Genomic DNA, 19921 nt, shown 5'->3' with positions numbered 1-19921 from the left:
CTCAACCTCAAACCGAAATATCTACAAATACAGTAGATGAAATTGCTGTTCAACCTCAATTACCAACTCAACCTCAAACCGAAATATCTACTACAGTAGATGAAATTCCGGTTCAACCAAAATTACCAACTCAACCTCAACCACAAATATCTACAAATACAGTAGATGAAATTGCTGTTCAACCAAAATTACCAACTCAACCTCAACCACAAATATCTACAAATACAGTAGATGAAATTGCTGTTCAACCAAAATTACCAACTCAACCTCAAACCGAAATATCTACAAATACAGTAGATAAAATTCCGGTTCAACCAAAATTACCAACTCAACCTCAACCACAAATATCTACAAATACAGTAGATGAAATTCCGGTTCAACCTCAATTACCAACTCAACCTCAAACCGAAATATCTACTACAGTAGATGAAATTGCTGTTCAACCAAAATTACCAACTCAACCTCAAACCGAAATATCTACTACAGTAGATGAAATTGCTGTTCAACCAAAATTACCAACTCAACTTCAACCACAAATATCTACTACAGTAGATGAAATTCCTGTTCAACCAAAATTACCAACTCAACCTCAACCAGAAATATCTATAGATACAGTAGATGAAATTCCGGTTCAACCTCAATTATCATCTCAACCTCAAACATCTGCAAATACAGTAGATGAAATTCCGGTTCAACAGCAGTTACAAACTCAATCTCAAACATCTGCAAATTCAGTAGATGAAATTTCTGTTCAACCTCAATTACAAACTCAAAATATTTCTAGTATTAAACCCTTGGGTCAACAATTACCATTAGGTAAAAAATCTGATTTTCTATTTTCTCCAGTAGTAACCCATTTTTTAGAAAATCCTAATAATTTTACTAGTAAATTAACAAAAGAACCTGAGATTTTTTCTCCTATACAATTATTTAAAAAAGATAATTCAATACAAAATGAACAATTTGGTAAAGAAAATAAAAATCCCCCATCTTATGGAAATATAACTGAATCATGGTCTAGTATTGACGACTTACTAAGTCTAACTTCCGACAAAAATGATAACGATCTTCCCTCTATGCAATCTTTAGATTTTACTAATTATTTTCTAGCAGAAGAGAAATTAAAATCAAAAAATAATCAGTTTAATGTAGAAGAATTACCCCCTAGTGAGGTAGAAAAACGTGATAATAATGCTGCTCATACTTCCAATGTAGAGTCTAATAATACATCATCAAGTTCATCAGAATTAAGAGATGAAAATCTTCAAAAATCAGCAGATAATAGTAAAATTAAAGAAGACGAATCGACGAATGAACCTCTAGTTTCCATTGAACAACCACAAGCTACTAGTTCATCTAATTTTGCCATTAATGATGAAGATTTAGAAGCTTTAGCTCAATATATCTATACAATTTTAAGACAAAAATTACAATTAGAGCAAGAAAGACAAGGAAATAAACTTATGGGAAACCCGGTTTGGATGAGTAATTTTACCTCAAGTCATGGAACTTATGCTAAATATAACTTAACTTCTCATACTGCTAATTCTGAAATTGGTAAAGTAGGTACATTAGAAAAAATGAATGAAGCCTCTCTACTCGATAATAGATTACAAGCTCTCAGCAATGAAGTCTATATAATGCTCAAAAGGCGTTTTGAAATAGAGCGAGAACTCCAGGGTAATTACTACACTGGGCGCATTAATTGGTAACTAAAATTAACTGAAATTCAACCTTTCACACCAATAAAAATATGGCATTACCAACATCAACACAATCAAGTAATTTAGTAAAAGCTAAGTTGATATCACAAGATGGAGTAGACGATATCAATTTCATGTTCAATCCCAGTGAGTTATGTTTCAATGGAATTGTTGAAACCGCTGAAAATTCTGGGGCGCGTACTCAGAGCAAAGGACAACCGAAAGTTAGTTTTTCTCACACAAAAGCTTACAAGATTACAATTAATAAAATTATATATGACACCTATGAAAATGGTGAAGATGTTGTTAGTAAATATATTGATCCTATCAAAAAAGCTCTTGAATTTGTTAATGGGTTAGAACGACCACCTATTTACAGTTTTACTTGGGGAAGTAAAGAGTATTTACGGCGTTGTTTTGTAGAAAAATTAGACTACAAATTAACTATGTTTTTACCTGATGGAACTCCAGTCCGCGCTATTATTGACAGTTTAACTCTCAAAGAAGCTGATGAAGAGCAACAAAATGCTTCTGTTGCTCCTCCATCTCCTGATGCTGCAACTCGACAGTCAGATACTCCAGCTAGTCGTCAAGGTGGAAATAACCAACAAGCCCAAAGTCCTCAAGGTCAAAGTCCTCAAAGTCAAAGTCCTCAAGGTCAAAGTCCTCAAAGTAAAAGTCCTCAAAGTAAAAGTCCTCAAAGCAAAAGTACAAAAAAGTGATGATAATTACAATTTTTATTATTCTGCTTAATCGAAATTTTCCCTTCTCAGTGTAATAAAAACTTTGGCAATTTTTTCAAGAGTACATTTGGGGTTTTTCATTGATTATGGCTACTTATCGAGCTTTACCAACATTAACAATAGATGGCGCAAATGCCCCTGCTCAATTAATGGATGATATTCTTCAGATTTCCATAGAAGAAAGTCTGCATCGTCCAGGAATGTTTACTCTAGTCATCCAAAATGATTACTATCCAGGTCATACTGAAGATCAAGTTTGGCGCTACAAGGATCTATTGCAAATTGGTAAATCTGTCACTATTGGCTTTCAAGGCAGCACTACAGAGTCTATAGATTTTAATAATGATAAAAAAGGAGAAATTATACAAGGAGAAATTACAGCTATTGATACTCATTTCACTGACAAATCCCAAGCTCCTATCATAGTTCAAGGTTATGATGTTTCCCATCGCTTACATCGGGGACGTTATAACCGTTCTTTTCTAAACATGACTGATAGTGATATTGTCAAGAAAATAGTTCAAGAAGCAGGAGTAAAACTTGGCACTATTGAACCCAGTGGTGTTGTCCATGAATACGTTTTTCAAGAAAATCAAACTAACATGGAGTTTCTACGGGAACGAGCCGCACGAATTGGCTTTGAACTGTATATTCAAAATGGCAACCTCTACTTTCGTAAACCCAAGGCTGACAGTGAATTATTAACTCTCAAATGGTTAAAAGACTTGCATGGTTTTCGGGTACGAGTAACAAGTGCAGAACAGGTTAAGGAAGTTGAAGTCAGAGGTTGGGACTACAATACAAAAAAAGCAATTGTATCTACAGCAAAAGCAGCAAAACTTATTACCAATACGCTAAATGGTAAAGGTAGTGATACGAGTAATAAGTTTAGTGGACAGCCACCAACACCAAAAATGATTGTGGTGGATCAACCAGTTTTTAATATTAAAGAAGCCGATACAATGGCGCAAGCTTTGTGTGATGAATTGGGTGGACAATTTATCTATGCTGACGCTAAAGCTGAGGGTGATACTTTAATTCGTCCTGGAAAAATCGTCGATCTGAAAGAAATGGGACAACATGATGGTAAATATTACATTACCGAAACTCGTCATACTTACCATGATCGCATTTACATAACAGAGTTTAGTGTGCGGGGTTTGCGGGGGGGAGACTTATTAAGTACCCTTGCACCTCAGACTAAATTACAACCTGGTCAAACACTTTTAGTTGGTATTGTTACTGATAATGTAGACCCCAAAGGTCTGGGTCGAGTCAAAGTCAAATTTCCTACACTCACTGAAGATCATAACAGCAACTGGGCGAGAGTAGTGGCTCTGGGGGCAGGAAGCGATCGCGGAATGTATTGGCTACCAGAAATCAACGATGAGGTACTGGTAGGATTTGAACACGGAGACATTCACCGTCCCTACATTATTGGTGGAGTTTGGAACAGTCAAGACCCTACCCCTAGAACAATAGCTGACACAGTTGTTAATGGTAAAGTACGTATCCGGGAGGAAAAAACCCGTCATGGTCACAAAGTTACATTTGTTGATGATGATGGTAAAGAAAAGCAGGGATATTATATCGAGACGGCAGCCGGTCACTGTCTGCGGTTTAACGACACCGAGAAATTTATTGAATTAGAAACTATTGGAGGCCATAAAATCCGCATGGATGATACCAGTAGGTCTGTAGAAATTACTACCTCTAGACAACAGAAAATATCACTAAATGACATAAATGGCAGCATCAGCATAGGTACTATAGGTGTAACCAACATTTTGAATATGACATCTAGCGGTATAATTAACATCAATGCCACTGGTGCAATTAATGTCAATGCTGCTGGTGCAATCAGTATCAAATCTGCTACCAATATTTCCCTTATAGCTCCTACTATTACACTTGCTGGCGCGGCAACTATATTTAACCCATTAATGCCGATGATACCGCCGCGACCATTGTAAACCTGAACCGCATAATTTGAATTTAATTGCAGCTATTAAAAATTTAGAACGCTGTCAATCTCTGGAAATGTTGAAGGAAAATTAATTGATATGCTTGACGAAATTGATAACTTACAAAAACCTGACTACATTGGTGCAGGATTTGCCTTTCCTTTACGAGTCAATGTCCAGGGAGGAGTCCAACTTAGCGCGGCTACATCAAATATTGAAGAGTCTATTATGATCATTCTCCGCACCGATTTAGGGGAACGAGTATACCGCCCTAATTTTGGTTCGCGCTTATCCGATTTAGTCTTTGAGCCATTAAGTATCCAGACTTTGTTATTGATTCGTCGGTATGTTGAAGAAGCTTTGCAAATGTGGGAACCACGCATCATCTTAAAAAGAGTCCGCACTGATCCTGATCCAATTAGGGGTAAAGTCGATGTGGTGATCGAATATCAACCCAAAAATAGTCCCGATCCTCGTAGTTTGGTATATCCCTTTTATTTAGAATCACAGGAATCGGTAGAAGAAATGGAAGAATAGACCATATAAATCACAAACATAATTAACAAATTACTCAACTAAAAATGGACTTTGACTTTTTACCCAAACTACCAAAATCAAATCTTGATGACCGCACTTTTAAAGATTTAGTAGAAGAGTGCATTCTTCGCATTCCTCGCTATTGTCCTGAGTGGACAAATCACAATCCTAGTGATCCGGGAATTACATTGATTGAAATGTTTGCTTGGCTGACAGACCAAATGTTGCTGAGATTCAATCAAGTTCCCCGTCGCAATTATGTAACTTTCTTGGAATTGCTGGGAATTCGCCTGAATCCTCCCACACCTGCTAGATGTGAACTAACATTTTACTTATCCATATCTCAGCCATCTGAGGTGAGGATACCTTTCTCAACTGAAATAGCAACAGTGCGAACGGAAACTGAAGAAGCCGTCATCTTCACTACTGATCGTGAATTAGTAATTGGTAATCCCCAAATTAAGCATTTACTAACAGCGGAGACAGAAGAAGAAATACCCCAACAATTGCGCGATCGCACTCCCGATAATAGACAATGGCAGAACTTAGAAGAAACATTCCTATTCGAGCAAGTCATACCAGGTAACTGTTTTTATTTAATATTAGAAGATCCAGAAAATTCTCTAGTAGGAAATGTCATTGCTATCACCTTCAAAGGAGAATCTGCCACTACTACTGGTATTAACCCGGATGCTCCTCCCCGGCAGTGGGAAGCCTGGAATGGAATCAATTGGCAGCCAATTCTGCGGCTTAAAGATGATGATAAAACCAAGGGTTTTAGTTTTAGCGAAATTGCTGACCCATTAGCAGGCGCAGATGTAATTTTACATTTACCTCAACAATTACCAGAAACGGATTTTGGCACTAACTATAGAGGTCATTGGATACGCTGTATTTACACTGTTCCTAGCGAAACTCAACCCAGTTATAGTCGTTCTCCCAGCATAGTTGGTTTGGCTGCACGTAGCATTGGCGGTGCGGTTGATGCTACCCAATGTATCCGGGTAGAAAATGAATTTCTGGGAATCAGCAATGGCAAACCAGGTCAGTCATTTGCATTGCAAAGCCAACTTAGTCTAGAGCGAGTCCGAGAACAAGGAGAGTACATTCAGATCAGAACCGTAGAAGGGGGAATTCAAGATTGGTTAGAAGTTCCTAACTTTGGTGGCTCTCATCCCGAAGACGAACACTATACTATTGATTCCCAAACGGGGATAGTCCAATTTGGTCCCTTGGTTCGAGAACCGAGCCAACTTCAACAAGCGACACAGCAGAGGGGACAAGTTCAATCAGTCGGTAGAATCATCAGAAGGGAAAATGTAGATACGCGCAATTTCGCCTACATACAGCCACAATCCACATCTAATGGTGGTAACGTCGTTTTGGAAAGACAGTATGGTCAAGTTCCCCCGTTAGGAGCAGAAATTTACATGATGGCATACCGCACAGGTGGAGGTAGTTGGGGCAACATCCAAGCAGGTAAAATTACAGTCATCAAAAGTTCTATTCCATATGTGAAAAGCGTAATCAATTATCAGCCGGCTCGTGGTGGTACTGACGCTGAATCTCTAGATGAAGCTGTGATTAGAGTGCCAGAATTACTGCGAACTCGTGAATCTGCGGTTACTCCAGAAGATTTTGAACGAGTTGCAAAGGCAGCAGCTAACAGGGGGGTCGCTCGTGTTCATAGTCTAACTAAACCAGAACACACTACAGCCGGAATAGTGCGGTTATTGGTTGTACCGAAAAAAGTTGATATTGACGACTTTGATTTTCATCGGGGGATGCACCCTGATGAATATTTTGATTTGTCTAATCAACTAAAAACAGAAATTTTGGATTACATGAGCGATCGCAAACCTTTGGGTGTGCAAGTAAAATTAGAAGCACCAGAATATGTGGGCGTAAGTGTAGAAACTGAAGTATTTTTAGAACCACAGTACAACAACCCACGGGATCAAGAAGCAATTCGTTCTCAATTGCTATCAGCCTTATACAGCTTTTTAAATCCACTCATCGGCGGACTTGAACATCAAGGTTGGGAATTAGGTCGGTGCGTCTATCCTTCAGATATTTTTGCCGTCTGTCACCAAATTCCGGGCGTGCGTTATCTTGGAGTCGTAAAATTATACAGTTTGCGTAAATTTGGCGGCGACTGGTTTCGTGCAGATATCCCAGAACCAGAAATTGATCCTGGATCTTTGGGACTGATTTGTTCTTGGGATAATCCACATCCTCAACTGGTATCGGGTCACATTATTGAATTTAGAGATTGAGTTGGGGCAGAATTAAGAAAGTATGAGTCAAGCAATTTCCCGTGAAATTTTAGCGATATCGTTGACTTCTATGCAACCTCCAGAAGAGGCGGCATCAACAAACTTAACACTCAAAGATAGCAAAACTGACGAGCCAATTAATAATGAACTTTTGCTCCGACCTGGAGAAGTGGGGCAAATGTTGTTGAGGCTGGTAAATGTAGCAAATCGTCCACTACAATGGCAACTGAGAATTGTCGGTGATTTTCCCTATGATTGGTGTGAGTGGACTCAACCAAATTTTGAAGAAATCGCACCTAACCAAATAGTTGAAAGAGTAATCAACTTCAAGGTTAAAGTTGACTTTTTTGAAAATCAATTAATCTTAAATCCCGAAAATCCACTATTACAAATTAATTACCAAAGTCAAATTTATATCTATATAGATGAAGGTAGAGAACCACAACTCATACAATATCGAATTTTTCACCTTTTAGTTCGTCCTAACAATACTTATCTGAATTTTTTACCTACATTGTATAGAGAAGTAGACTTTATCGGGCGATTTGTGAGCATTTTAGAGCAAGCTTTTGACCCCGCAGTTCAAACTCTTGATACACTTTGGGCATATCTAGACCCTATTACAGCGCCCAAAGCTTTACTTCCCTTTCTCGCTCATTGGGTAGGTTGGGAAATGGATAACCGTTGGGATATTGAAAGACAACGGCATCTGATCCGCAATGCAATCATCCTTTATCGTTGGCATGGTACTCGGTATGGTTTGCGTTTGTACTTGCATCTTTATACAGGCTTACCTTTAGAACAAATTCAGATTAGAGAAATTTTTGAGCAAGGTTTTGTCCTGGGATCAACATACATAGGTGAAGACTCAATGTTAGGGGGTGGTCGTCCCTATCATTTCATTGTAGAACTGGATTTGGAACCATCAAATCAAATTGATGAAGGATTAGTGAGGGATATGATTGAACGCCAAAAACCTGCTTTTTGTACTTACGATTTAGAAATCAACAACTTGTGACATCATGTTCGACTAATTACTTGTAATAACTTTTTTTCTCTACCCTTTTGCATGAGTGCCTTTTGCCTGTCCTCACAAATATGATAACTATTCAAACGAATATGATATGACATCCTCTGTTACCAGCCATGACTCAGAGCCAAAAAAATCGAAACCACGCGAAAATGTCTGGGAATTTAGGTTAGGTTTGTAGTTGGCACTTTAGTGCTAAAGCACCAACTAAGAACTATAATTATGCTGCTGGCGGCTGAACTAAATTTTCAATTCCTTGAACAACAGTTGCAGATTCAATTGTGTCACCAGCTTTGAGGGTATCTAAAATGTCTTTACCCTCTGTCAGATAGCCAAAAACTGTATAGCGACCATCCAAAAGATTGCGTCCAGCGGGTGTAAGTTCTGGTTCAAAAAGGAAAAAGAAAAATTGAGAAGAAGCACCATCTACATCACCTTCAGGACGTGCCATTGCTAATGCACCAAAGGACGAAAAAGGCAATACTGGCATATCAAGATAACGCCCAGCATCTTCAAGAGTAATGCTGTAGGTGGGTTCTTTTTCACCTTCTACCAAAATTTCTAAAGGAATAGCCCGATATTTGCCAGTGTTTGGATCAATAAAACCGACTTCTTTACCTTTTGGATCTCCGGTTTGCAATACGTAAGATTCTTCAGAACGGGTAAATTCTAAACCGTTATAAAAACCTCGTTGTACTAAATCGACAAAGTTACCAGCAGTAACAGGGGCGCTGTAACCATCTACCACTACAGTGAGATCCCCTTTGTTTGTTTTAATGGCAATAGTAGCGCGACCTTTGAGTTGAGGTAAATTACTGTACTTAGCAGGAACTTCAAAGGGAAATTCTTTCACCATTGACTCTTCTAGCAAGCTAACAAGTTTGAGTAATTTAGCTCTACCTTCAAGGATAGGGTCTTTTTGTTTGTTTTTGACTACTTCTTGCAGTTCTGCTATGCCAGATTTTAACTCAGTCATCCAAGCTTCGGCTTGGGGTTGGCGTTCTTGGGGAACGCTTGTTAAGATTTGGGAGGGTTTATCGAGAATCCGTGATGCTTGGCTGAGGTCTCTGGAAACCGCACCCCACCGCTTATTAGCACGCAGTTGGTTAGAAATATCTTCTAAACTAGCTTGCAGTTTGCGTACTGGTTGATTATCAATGGGGAGTGCATACCGTAACAGGGCTTTACCATCGGTGATAGCGTTACCAGATGGCAGGGCAGCGTAACTACAGGGAGTCCACCCAGCTGTACTTATGCCTATAAGTACCGTTACCAGCAGTATGGTCTTGAGGCTGTATTTCAGCCAGGACTTTATGAAGTTAAACATGGAATTTCTCAAATGCAGCATCAAATTTTTGACTGGAAGTAACCCATCATTAATCTTCCCATATTGGGGACTAGGGATTAGGGATTGGGAATTGGAGACAAATCAATTCATAATTCATAATTGAAAAACTCCTGCCTTCTGCCTCCTCCTGCCTATTCCCTGTTCCCAATGACTAATTACAGGTACAATAAATGCCGACTGTCTTCCCAAATTTGCAAGTTTCATGATTTCTAGTAATGACTTTCGACCCGGTGTTTCTATTGTCCTAGACGGATCTGTATGGCGAGTAGTTGAGTTTCTCCACGTTAAGCCCGGTAAAGGTTCTGCTTTTGTGAGAACTAAGCTGAAAAATGTCCAGAATGGTAGCGTGGTAGAAAAAACCTTCCGGGCTGGGGAAACTGTACCCCAAGCTACTTTGGAAAAAATCACGATGCAACATACCTATAAAGAGGGTGAAGAATTCGTCTTTATGGATATGGAAACCTATGAAGAAGGTAGATTAACTACTGCACAAATTGGCGATCGCGTAAAGTACCTCAAGGAAGGTATGGAAGTCAACGTTATTCGTTGGGGCGAACAAGTGCTAGAAGTTGAACTACCTAATTCTGTGGTTCTCCAAGTGATTGAAACAGACCCCGGCGTTAAAGGTGATACTGCCACAGGTGGTACCAAACCGGCGAAGGTGGAAACTGGTGCAACTGTCATGGTTCCCCTGTTTATTTCTCAAGGTGAACGGATCAAGATAGATACCAGAGAAGATAAATATTTAGGCAGGGAATAAGCCGCATTTTTGTGGATATCCAAGATCAATTTCCAGCCCTTGTCATCCAGCGAGGTAGGAGAAATGAACAATCTCCCGTAATACCCAGAAATAAAACAAATTTTCTCGGTATTACCTCCTGAATGGGAGAAATGAACAACATTTAGCCCTCTTCAAGTGTATTGATCACTCTCAGTTATCTGGTATCCATGATTAAATGCTTGTTCACTACTACACTTAATACCAATTTGAAAAATAATGGCGATGGATGGAAAGATGAAAAGCTTAATATAACAGGACTTTCACAATCCAAAATCCAAAATCCAAAATCCAAAATGGTATAAGATTCTGATTTATGCTTAGGTCGAGGTAAAAAATACTGTGCCATTAGACTTTAATGAAATCCGCCAACTATTAGCAACTATTGCACAAACGGATATTACCGAAGTAACGCTCAAAAGCGATGACTTTGAGCTAACAGTGCGTAAAGGTGTGAACAATTCTGTACTGTCGGTAGGTCAAGCAACGCTAGGCGGTCTGGTTGGTTCGGGATTGACATCGGTTTCACCAACCGGGAACCAGACAGCACCCACACAGCTACCAGAAGCGGCGACAAGCCGTGATAATTCTGCTGCTGGAGGTCAATCACCTTTAGCGGTGAATGCGTCGTCAGCTAGATTGGTAGAGGTGCAGTCCCCGATGGTAGGAACGTTTTATCGCGCACCTGCACCGGGTGAAGCGCCATTTGTGGAAGTGGGCGATCGCGTTAAGGTTGGTCAATCAGTCTGTATCATCGAAGCCATGAAGCTGATGAACGAAATCGAAGCCGAAGTCTCTGGACAGGTGATGGAAATTCTCGTTCAAAATGGCGAACCTGTAGAATATGGTCAACCTTTGATGCGAATTAACCCCGATTAAGTATTAATATCTATATGATCATGATGAGTCTTTGTAAAAACTCTGAAATACTTACGGGTTAATCCTGATGAAACAAGCGTTGCCTGTACCACCAGAAGTAGTGCAACAAGTAGCCGAATACTTCAGCCTGTTAAGTGAGCCAATGCGTCTACGGCTGTTACACTTGCTACGGGATGAGGAAAAATGCGTGCAAGAGTTGGTAAAGGCAACACAAACATCTCAGGCAAATGTATCGAAGCACCTAAAAGTAATGTGGCAAGCCGGAATCCTTAGCCGCCGCAGTGAAGGAACTTGTGCTTACTATCGGGTGGAAGATGAAATGATTTTTGAGCTATGTAATCGGGTTTGTAATCGCCTCGCAACAAGGTTAGAAGAGCAAGCCCGCAGCTTTAGAGTTTTAAATAAGAATTAGTCAGTTGTCTTTTGTCAGTTGTCAGTTGAAAAAAAAATTAATCAACCACTGACTACTGACTACTGACTACTAACTACTAACTAAAGAGGATAATTTTGGTTAAAGGTTGTGCGAGTTAGTGGTTGTTCTATTTCCACACCTTCACCACCCAAAACTTCCAAAGGCTTGCCATTCACATCAATGTACACCTTGGCTTGAGGATTTAAAGTTGTAGCGGTGTAGACAACCTGACCTACACGACCAACCATTGAGGCACTACCACCACCACTTGTAAAATCTTCTGATAAATTAACGTGGACTTCATTATTTTCCACTTTCATTCCTAGCAGTTTAGTACCTTTGGGAATAGTAGTGGAATCTGTACCTTCCGTTGGACCTGCTAACAAAGTTTTGAAAGCGGATTCTAAAGCTTGGTTGGGCTGTGCGGCAGCAATTTTTATCGGCTGAGGAACTAACTCAAAGCTTTTTTCCGTTGGTTTGAGCCAATATATATTAGCCGTTTGTTCGTTCCCTGGTTGGGTAGTTAATGGCTGTTGGGGCTGTCTAATGCTTTGAGAGGGGTTTCCTGGTATGGGAGTCTCAGGAGTTTGGGAAGTCAACCAAGCTACCCCACCACTTACCGCTACAACCGCAGCTGAGACGGTCGCTATTACACCTGAAGAAATATTACGGTTATTTCTTTGTTGCTCATTCATATATAAAACCTGCTTGACAAAGGGCTGAAATAGTGTTACAGAGAGGAGCAGCCTGGTTAAAGAAGATACGGATGCTTGGGTAGTTTCTTAAAATCTAAAGATGCCTTAATGTGTGAAAATTCTGCTGACTTTGTATTTTGCCTGTTTTAGCAATTTATAATCTTGCACCCATAGTAACTTTATCTCATCTTTAATTTTAGGTTGACAGATATAGTCCGTCACATCAACTTTGATGTAAATATAATCGATTCTTGAAATACGGATACTAAGAGCGTTGATGAGCAGATATTTAATACCCTGCATCCTTATTGTTGGTGAAATTCAATATCCATAAGTATGAAGTAGCTAAACTTCTGTGTACTTTTGCTTGCTCCTTGAATACACTCTTGAATGTATTAATCAGTTTCTCAATAGCAAGTTCCTGAAATAGGTGGGTGAATATTTACACAACTTTAATTTACAAATCTGGATGAGAGAGAAGATAAATCCTCGCTAATATAGCTTCATTCCACTGAACTACCCACCACCACGCCACTATACACCCCCAAGCACGACTAGGAAGGTGGGCTTTTGGTGCTGTTAAATTACAATCAATATCTTTGTAGTTTAACCATTTTCCTGCTTGTCTCCATCCTATTTGCTCACAAAAAGCTTGCCAAGTTTTTTGATAATCTTTTTGTGTTCCTCCTAAACTTTGATAAATCTGTCTCTGGATAGAAAAACCGAAGTGACCATTGCTGTATTTTACCCACAATTGATCAATCATCAATAGGATTTCAATGGGAAAGTTTTTAATATCTTCTAATCCTAAAACACCTTCTTTTTCTCTTTTTGCTATTTTCAGAATTATTCTTGCTGTTTCATAGTCTGCTTCTTTCCAGTTACCTGCTGCTAATAGTGTATCTAGTTTTTGAGCGTCAACATCTGCTGCTAAAACTAATTTATTTGTATTCATAATATTTGAAATTTGTGTTCTACATTTATCAAAATTTAGCTGATCAGGGTGGGCAAGTTGCCCACCACCCAAGAGTTTAATTTTAGCTTTCTATCGCGTCTTTAATCCATTGTTGTAATGTATTTACAACTTCGTCAATGGCGATTTCTTGAGATTCACGGTTTGCCCGTTTTACAACTTCAACTTTACCATTAGCGATCGCTCTACCTGTAACAAGTCTAAAGGGAATGCCGATTAAATCTGCATCTTTAAACTTAACTCCGGCTCGTTCGTTACGGTCATCGAGCAACGTTTCTACACCTGCTTTATTCAGTTCTGTGTAGAGTTTTTCGGCTATTTCCACTTGTTGCTTATCGTTCACATTGGGAATCGAGATAATAGCGTGATAAGGTGCGATCGCTACTGGCCAAATTATCCCATCTTTATCATAAGATTGCTCAACCGCTGATTGTGCTAAACGGGACACACCCACACCATAACAACCCATAATTAAAGGTTTTTCTTCCCCTTGTTCACTAGTATAAGTTGCGCCCATAGCTTGAGAGTATTTTGTACCGAGTTGAAAAATGTGACCGGCTTCGATACCTCTAGCTGTTTGTAGGGTTTGGGTTGGGTCGTGAACAGAGCGATCGCCTAATTTGGCCTTCCGAATATCTACTACTAATTCAGGTAATTTAAACTGCTCACCCCAATTTGCACCAACTACATGGAAACCGCTTTCATTTGCACCAGTGACAAAGTTATTTAACTCCACAGCAGTTTTATCCACCAACCGCACAAATTTTGAATTTACCTGTTTACTACCAGCAATATAATCATCAGCAATATCTGGTGCAATGTAACCTAAAGGTAAAGATTTTGCAGACCAGGTTGCAATTGTTTCTGTACTAGGTACACTGAAAGAAAGGATAGTTTTACCACCGAATTGGGAAGCTAATTTAGTCAATTCGTTTTGTAATTTGACTTCATTAACTTCCTGATCACCCCGAATATTTACCAATACCAAAACAGTCAAACCGTTGTCATAAATAGTTTGATATAAAACGTTTTTTACAATTTGGGTAGGAGAACATTTGAGAAACTCGCAAAGTTTTTCTATTGTGTCTGTTCCTGGTGTTTCCCGTTTTTCAAAGTTGGTAAAAGGTGAAATTTCTGCATCCACAGGTAAAGAAACCGCTTTTTCTACATTCGCTGCATATTTCCCATCTTCGGTGTAGAGAACTTCATCTTCTCCCGCATCTGCTAACACCATAAATTCTGTCGAACCAGAACCACCAATAGCACCAGAGTCAGCTTCCACCGCACGAAAGGCCAAACCAGAACGGCGTAGCATATTACTGTATGCTTGGTACATATCCTGGTAGGTTTTTTTCAGACTTTCCTCATCAGCATGGAAAGAATAACCATCTTTCATGATAAATTCTCTACCCCGCATTAAACCGAAACGAGGACGAATTTCATCACGAAATTTAGTTTGAATTTGATAAAGATGAAGCGGTAATTGCCGATATGAGCGAATCATATCACGGGCAACAGTTGTAATTACTTCCTCGTGAGTTGGACCAAGTCCTAATTGCTGTTCCCTTCTGTCGATGAGAGAAAACATGATCCCCTCAGCTTTCGTATAAGTATCCCAGCGTCCCGACTCTTTCCATAACTCAGACGGTTGTAACTGCGGTAATAAACATTCTTGTGCGCCGGTGGCGTTCATTTCTTCCCGGACTATTTGGGAAACTTTTTGCAAAACTCGCCACATTAAAGGAAGATAAGCATAGACACCGCTACCGATGCGACGGATATAACCTGCGCGGAGTAAAAGTTTATGGCTGGGAATTTCCGCATCTGCTGGATCATCCCGCAGTGTAACAAATAACATTTGTGATAGTCGCATCGTTTTTCCTTTATTGCTAATTTGTTTATAAAGCAGATGACACTAAATCAATAGCAACTATATAAACATTTATGATTGCCTGACACTTCTAATTTTGTCCTACTTTTTTACCCTTTCCCGACACCTTAACAGTCACCCTACAAGCTGAAAGTCAAGAAAACGTTAGGAACTTCCAAATAAAAAATTTTCCCAAAATTTCTTGTGGTGCTGGACGAAAAGCCCGCTAATCATCAACGAAGGCCAGGATGCCCATCCCACAAGATAGGATAATTTATTGTCTGGTATTCTCTGGGCTAAAAGCAGAAACAGAATATATATTTTATAAGGCAGTTTGCTGCCTTTGCAACTATCAGATAACGGAGAGGGGGGGATTCGAACCCCCGTTGAGTTGCCCCAAAACGCATTTCGAGTGCGTCACCATCAACCACTCGGACACCTCTCCAAATATTTATTCACATGATTCACTGAATTTAGTGAATAAGGGTGATGCTATTTTATATCATCCAGAATTATAGCATCTTCATTCATCAACTTGTTACAAATCCGAAGATTTGTTTTCTGTGACTTGGATGAAAGCTTCAAAGTCACCCTTGGGAGTCCATTGAATCGCGCCATCTCTACCTGTAAAGAACAGTTTTGTTTGTCCTTTGCTTAAAGCGGATAAAGTTTTGCTGTCAAGGTTATTAGCAGATGCTATTGCCACTTGTGGTTGCAGTGCCACAACCAAATCTTGTAAAGATTCTGATGGACACCAAAGCACCTGTGGACGAGACAAATCACCACTTTTAAGTAGCTGTGTTATTTGTTGAGACTTGACACTACCTACTAATAACCAATTTTGTCCAAAAATTTGCAATTTTAAAATCGGTGATTTGTCATTGATGAATTGGGCAATTATAGCACCAGTATTTACAGTCTGACCTAATGTTAAAGGCTGATAAATTCCTTTATACTTTTGCAGTTTTTGTTGAATAGATTGAGTTTCAATATTATTTTCTGATTTAGAGGTATAAGCATAAAAATTATTAATACGTAAACTTTCCATGATTTCTAGCCAAGCATCATTCTCATTGCCTAAAAATTTACTAGAAATTGTCGAATCAATTTGATTAATCCCCTGTTGTTGTAGAAAAGGTAAAATAGTGAAACGTCCTGTACCTTCATCACCGCTATTAACTAAAGTAACTTTTCCTTGATCTTGAATTACCAAAACTGGTTCTTTATCGGTTGCTAATAATGTGATGCGTAATAAATTATTTGTAGAATGCCAAACAGGAATTATCACTAAAACAATAGCCATTAAACCCGCAAACCACCATCTTTTTTGCCACCAACGTAACAACCTAGTAGAGATGATTAATCCATAAATTACTATCATTTGCCAAGTAGATATACTACCAACTGCCACCGAGCTTCCTGGCAGATCAGCAAAAAATTCTGCTAATTGAATTAACCAATGAGTTGGATAATATAAGAAACTTGCTAAAGTGCTTCCTAAATCTGGTAAAATTAAACTTGCCAAACCGCTAATCATGCCACCGATACTAATCACAGAAATTAATGGAGTAGTGATAATATTCAATGGCACACTGTAAACTGCAACCACACTAAAAACCTGTAAAAGTAGCGGTAGAGTCCAAATTGTTGCAGCTAGAGGAACAGAAATTAAAGCAGCGATCGCAGGTGGCAGCCAATCCAAACGTTTAGTTATTGGTGTGGCTGTAACAATTAACCCCAAAGTAGCCAAAAAACTAAGTTGAAAACCTAAATCCCAAATCCAAAGAGGATTAAATAACAATAATAGCGTAGCTGCCAACAGCAAAGATCCTAATTGTTGAACTTTCCTGTCCAAAGCCAAACCAATTAATGCTGCAAAACCCATAATTACTGCTCTCAGAATCGCAGCTTGAAACCCAGCTAAACACAAGAAAGTAATTAAACCCAACGCACCAAAAATAATCTGCGTTCCCTTTTTTGCTCGTCTAGTGAGTTGTAAAATTACACCCAAAATTAGGGAAGTTTGAAAACCCGAAGCAGCTAAAGCGTGAGCTAAACCAACCTTTACAAATAAATCACGAATATCATAAGGTAAATCAACAGCCTTACTACCCAAAACCATTGCACTAACTAAAGGACCTTCAGGAACACCCAACCAACGAACTTGCGATCGCACAATTTGTTCCCGAATTTGCCACCATCCCCATTTTCTATCTTCATCAATAAAATTGATCTGTTTACCAACCAAACCCGCAAAAGTACCTTCCTGCTTCAGATACTTCTGAAAATCAAAAGCACCAGGGTTTGATGCCGCTTTAGGTTTATATAACATCCCAGTCACAGCAATTTGTTGACCAGGATATAAACCAGTAGACTGAAGAATAGGCACAGTTACATATAATTTACCCGTCACCCCTTTTGGTACACTTGCAGGACCTTGATCATTTTTAACTTCATCTAGCTGCGTCGCTTCCAGCCAAAATTGCCCTCTTTGACTGCGAGTTAAACGGGGAGTACCTGCAACTTCCCCACGCACAATTACTAACTGTTCTTGATTGCTATTATTTTCAGCAGAAACAAACTGACTAATATCTTTTTCTCCTGGTTGGGGTATCCGCAATTGAAAATACAGAGTTGCCAACAACCCCACCAGTCCAGCTATAAGCCATACTCTAGGATGAGGAGTATTCAGCGGAGTATTAGTCCCTGCCTTAGCTTTGGTGATGGACTTTTCACCTTTCTGAGCAAATTTCCACAGACTAATATAACTTGCACGAAAAAAAATTGCTCCTAATATCCCCAGTCCCAAAATCCATGCACCACCCCAAGGAACTGCTGTAAACAGCAAACCTAAAATATAGGACAAACAAATAATAACGCCACTACTCTGCATCATAAAACTGTAATTACCAAAGCACCCAGTGAATAAAATTCATATATAAACAAACCTATATAAACAAATCCAGTTTAGTTAAAAAAATAATTGTAGGTTGGGTTAAGCGACAGCGCAACCCAACAAAATATATAAAGTTGATAAAACCAAGCTTACAAAGATATACCTAAATTAAATCCTAATACAGCATGAACAAACAAAATCAAAAGTGCTGTACTTCCCAAATAAGCATGAACCACCCGCAAAGCTGCTTTATCGCCAAAAAACCCACTCAAAGAAATTGCACCATTAACCAGCAACAGCAACAGCACAACAGAACCAGTCCAAAAATGCGGACTTTCAAACAGAGGTTGATGCTGCATCACCAACGACAATACACCACCTGTATAACCACCCGCCAAGAATATAAATAACCAAGGTGCTAACTGACGATGGGAGCTTCTACTTTTAACAGCAGCATCTTTATCTTTCTCTTGTAACAGTTTTCCTCGCCAACCAGACACACCCACAAAACTACCCACAACAAAAATCACAATCCCCATCATCACCGGATGTCCCCAATGCACAACCGGTTCAGGAACACCCAGAGAACGAAACCAAGCAGCAATAGGTTCTAAAGCTTCACTTACATTTATCATCTGACACACACCACTGTTTGTACTTTCAACCATGACCCCCCAGGAAAGGGGGGTGAAAAAATTCAATGCCTATTGTTCAACTGACGGCATTTTTCAGCAGCGGGAAACCTAACTTCTCCCTCTGCTCAACATATAAATGAGCAACTTTCCTCGCCAAATGCCGAATCCTAGTAATGTAGCGAGTTCGTTCCGTCACCGAAATTACACCTCTTGCATCCAGCAAATTAAACGTATGGGAACACTTAATCACATAGTCCAAGCTGGGTAAAACCAATCCTCGTTCCGTTAATTGAAAAGCTTCCTGCTCATATATATTGAACAGATTCAGCAACATCTCAGGATTCGACGCTTCAAAGTTGTAAGTACACTGCTCAATCTCACCCTGAAGATGAACATCACCATAAGTAATGTTGTCCGTCCATTGGATTTTAGTAATAGCCTCCACTTGCTGAAGGTACATCACCAGTCGCTCTAACCCATAAGTAATCTCAATCGACACCGGGCGGCAATCAATACCCCCACACTGTTGAAAATAGGTAAATTGAGTAATTTCCATCCCATCTAACCAAACTTCCCAACCCGTACCCCAAGCCCCCACAGTCGCATCTTCCCAGTTATCTTCCACAAACCGCACATCATGATCTTCTGGACGGATACCCAAAGCCCTTAAAGAATCAAGATATATATCTTGGATATTATCTGGTGAAGGTTTAATCAGAACTTGATACTGATAATAATGTTGAAACCGATTTGGGTTGTCGCCATAACGTCCATCTGTGGGACGGCGGCAGGGTTCAACGTAAGCCACAGACCAGGGTTCTGGACCCAAAGCCCTTAAAAAAGTATGGGGGTTCTTAGTGCCTGCTCCCTTCTCCATGTCATAAGGTTGAGCAATCAAGCAGCCGCGCTGACCCCAAAACTGATGTAAAACCGCTATTACTGATTGAAAATTCACTATCTACTCTTCCTTGAGTCAACAATGCCTAAACCATTGTTGCCTAAACCCAACATTCTGAGCAGCTTTGAGCCGTTAAAAAAAAATTTCCCAAAAAAGATGGAAAAAGTAGTTGACATTCAAAAGGAGGTTCGCTATATTGAATAAGTGCCGGAGAGAGAACGCCGCAAAGCGAACTCGGAAGGACACCGAACCTTGAAAATATTATAGTTTGAAAGACAGTATAC

At 39.5% G+C, this 19921-nt stretch carries 15 protein-coding genes, 1 tRNA gene and 1 pseudogene; 9 read left to right on the top strand and 8 right to left on the bottom strand.

Annotation, left to right across the window (positions count from 1 at the left end; all coding sequences use genetic code 11):
• The 6 genes and pseudogenes from H6G06_RS26710 to H6G06_RS26685 all read left to right on the top strand — a co-directional run.
• A pseudogene (locus H6G06_RS26710) lies at nucleotides 1-1712 on the top strand (hypothetical protein); the annotation flags it as partial.
• Between the two features lie 41 nt (nucleotides 1713-1753).
• Complete coding sequence (locus H6G06_RS26705; RefSeq protein WP_190565081.1) at nucleotides 1754-2425, top strand: CIS tube protein; 672 nt, start codon at nucleotides 1754-1756, stop codon at nucleotides 2423-2425.
• A gap of 107 nt (nucleotides 2426-2532) precedes the next feature.
• Nucleotides 2533-4419: a VgrG-related protein gene (locus H6G06_RS26700; protein ID WP_190565080.1), complete on the top strand. Its 1887-nt coding sequence runs from the start codon at nucleotides 2533-2535 to the stop codon at nucleotides 4417-4419.
• A gap of 90 nt (nucleotides 4420-4509) precedes the next feature.
• Nucleotides 4510-4947 (top strand): GPW/gp25 family protein, encoded by a 438-nt coding sequence (locus tag H6G06_RS26695; RefSeq protein WP_190565079.1) that lies wholly within the window; start codon nucleotides 4510-4512, stop codon nucleotides 4945-4947.
• Between the two features lie 44 nt (nucleotides 4948-4991).
• The gene (locus H6G06_RS26690) at nucleotides 4992-7223 is read left to right on the top strand and encodes a putative baseplate assembly protein (RefSeq protein ID WP_190565078.1); all 2232 of its coding nucleotides are present in this window, start codon (nucleotides 4992-4994) and stop codon (nucleotides 7221-7223) included.
• 22 nt (nucleotides 7224-7245) lie between these two features.
• Nucleotides 7246-8241: a phage tail protein gene (locus tag H6G06_RS26685; protein WP_190565077.1), complete on the top strand. Its 996-nt coding sequence runs from the start codon at nucleotides 7246-7248 to the stop codon at nucleotides 8239-8241.
• A gap of 232 nt (nucleotides 8242-8473) precedes the next feature.
• Here H6G06_RS26685 and H6G06_RS26680 read toward each other — a convergent pair whose 3' ends face one another.
• Complete coding sequence (locus H6G06_RS26680) at nucleotides 8474-9580, bottom strand: peptidylprolyl isomerase (protein ID WP_190565076.1); 1107 nt, start codon at nucleotides 9578-9580, stop codon at nucleotides 8474-8476.
• A gap of 223 nt (nucleotides 9581-9803) precedes the next feature.
• Here H6G06_RS26680 and efp point away from each other — a divergent pair, with 223 nt between their 5' ends.
• The 3 genes from efp to H6G06_RS26665 all read left to right on the top strand — a co-directional run bounded on the left by efp (nucleotide 9804) and on the right by H6G06_RS26665 (nucleotide 11670).
• Nucleotides 9804-10361, top strand: coding sequence for an elongation factor P (gene efp / locus H6G06_RS26675; RefSeq protein ID WP_190565075.1), 558 nt, complete (start codon nucleotides 9804-9806; stop codon nucleotides 10359-10361).
• 360 nt (nucleotides 10362-10721) lie between these two features.
• Nucleotides 10722-11258, top strand: coding sequence for an acetyl-CoA carboxylase biotin carboxyl carrier protein (gene accB / locus H6G06_RS26670; RefSeq protein ID WP_190565074.1), 537 nt, complete (start codon nucleotides 10722-10724; stop codon nucleotides 11256-11258).
• Nucleotides 11259-11325: 67 nt separating this feature from the next.
• Nucleotides 11326-11670 carry an ArsR/SmtB family transcription factor gene (locus H6G06_RS26665; protein WP_190565073.1) on the top strand — a complete coding sequence of 115 codons (345 nt, stop codon included), beginning with the start codon at nucleotides 11326-11328 and terminating at the stop codon, nucleotides 11668-11670.
• An 80-nt stretch (nucleotides 11671-11750) separates the two neighbouring features.
• Here H6G06_RS26665 and H6G06_RS26660 read toward each other — a convergent pair whose 3' ends face one another.
• From H6G06_RS26660 to glyQ, 7 genes are all read right to left on the bottom strand, one after another.
• Nucleotides 11751-12365 (bottom strand): GerMN domain-containing protein, encoded by a 615-nt coding sequence (locus H6G06_RS26660; RefSeq protein WP_190565072.1) that lies wholly within the window; start codon nucleotides 12363-12365, stop codon nucleotides 11751-11753.
• Between the two features lie 457 nt (nucleotides 12366-12822).
• Nucleotides 12823-13320 carry a GUN4 domain-containing protein gene (locus tag H6G06_RS26655; protein WP_190565071.1) on the bottom strand — a complete coding sequence of 166 codons (498 nt, stop codon included), beginning with the start codon at nucleotides 13318-13320 and terminating at the stop codon, nucleotides 12823-12825.
• A gap of 82 nt (nucleotides 13321-13402) precedes the next feature.
• The gene (proS, locus tag H6G06_RS26650) at nucleotides 13403-15211 is read right to left on the bottom strand and encodes a proline--tRNA ligase (protein WP_190565070.1); all 1809 of its coding nucleotides are present in this window, start codon (nucleotides 15209-15211) and stop codon (nucleotides 13403-13405) included.
• Nucleotides 15212-15568: 357 nt separating this feature from the next.
• Nucleotides 15569-15653 (bottom strand) — tRNA-Ser (locus tag H6G06_RS26645).
• Between the two features lie 93 nt (nucleotides 15654-15746).
• Nucleotides 15747-18104, bottom strand: a complete 2358-nt coding sequence (locus H6G06_RS26640; protein ID WP_190565069.1) for a ComEC/Rec2 family competence protein — start codon at nucleotides 18102-18104, stop codon at nucleotides 15747-15749.
• A 149-nt stretch (nucleotides 18105-18253) separates the two neighbouring features.
• Nucleotides 18254-18739, bottom strand: a complete 486-nt coding sequence (locus H6G06_RS26635) for a DUF4079 domain-containing protein (protein WP_190565082.1) — start codon at nucleotides 18737-18739, stop codon at nucleotides 18254-18256.
• A gap of 76 nt (nucleotides 18740-18815) precedes the next feature.
• Nucleotides 18816-19694, bottom strand: coding sequence for a glycine--tRNA ligase subunit alpha (gene glyQ, locus H6G06_RS26630; RefSeq protein WP_190565068.1), 879 nt, complete (start codon nucleotides 19692-19694; stop codon nucleotides 18816-18818).
• Nucleotides 19695-19921 lie beyond the last annotated feature (227 nt).

The sequence above is a fragment of the Anabaena sphaerica FACHB-251 genome, from assembly GCF_014696825.1.
In the GTDB taxonomy this organism is placed as follows: Bacteria; Cyanobacteriota; Cyanobacteriia; order Cyanobacteriales; family Nostocaceae; genus RDYJ01.
Note: the sequence above shows the minus strand (reverse complement) of the source record. Positions and strands in the feature narration are given on the sequence as shown.

Coding starts and splice junctions, on each gene's coding strand:
- proS (WP_190565070.1), bottom strand. CDS start 15,211: ATGCGACTATCACAAATGTTATTTGTTACACTGCGGGATGATCCAGCA.
- H6G06_RS26700 (WP_190565080.1), top strand. CDS start 2,533: ATGGCTACTTATCGAGCTTTACCAACATTAACAATAGATGGCGCAAAT.
- H6G06_RS26680 (WP_190565076.1), bottom strand. CDS start 9,580: ATGTTTAACTTCATAAAGTCCTGGCTGAAATACAGCCTCAAGACCATA.
- H6G06_RS26705 (WP_190565081.1), top strand. CDS start 1,754: ATGGCATTACCAACATCAACACAATCAAGTAATTTAGTAAAAGCTAAG.
- efp (WP_190565075.1), top strand. CDS start 9,804: ATGATTTCTAGTAATGACTTTCGACCCGGTGTTTCTATTGTCCTAGAC.
- H6G06_RS26665 (WP_190565073.1), top strand. CDS start 11,326: ATGAAACAAGCGTTGCCTGTACCACCAGAAGTAGTGCAACAAGTAGCC.
- H6G06_RS26655 (WP_190565071.1), bottom strand. CDS start 13,320: ATGAATACAAATAAATTAGTTTTAGCAGCAGATGTTGACGCTCAAAAA.
- H6G06_RS26690 (WP_190565078.1), top strand. CDS start 4,992: ATGGACTTTGACTTTTTACCCAAACTACCAAAATCAAATCTTGATGAC.
- H6G06_RS26685 (WP_190565077.1), top strand. CDS start 7,246: ATGAGTCAAGCAATTTCCCGTGAAATTTTAGCGATATCGTTGACTTCT.
- H6G06_RS26635 (WP_190565082.1), bottom strand. CDS start 18,739: ATGATAAATGTAAGTGAAGCTTTAGAACCTATTGCTGCTTGGTTTCGT.
- H6G06_RS26640 (WP_190565069.1), bottom strand. CDS start 18,104: ATGATGCAGAGTAGTGGCGTTATTATTTGTTTGTCCTATATTTTAGGT.
- H6G06_RS26660 (WP_190565072.1), bottom strand. CDS start 12,365: ATGAATGAGCAACAAAGAAATAACCGTAATATTTCTTCAGGTGTAATA.
- H6G06_RS26695 (WP_190565079.1), top strand. CDS start 4,510: ATGCTTGACGAAATTGATAACTTACAAAAACCTGACTACATTGGTGCA.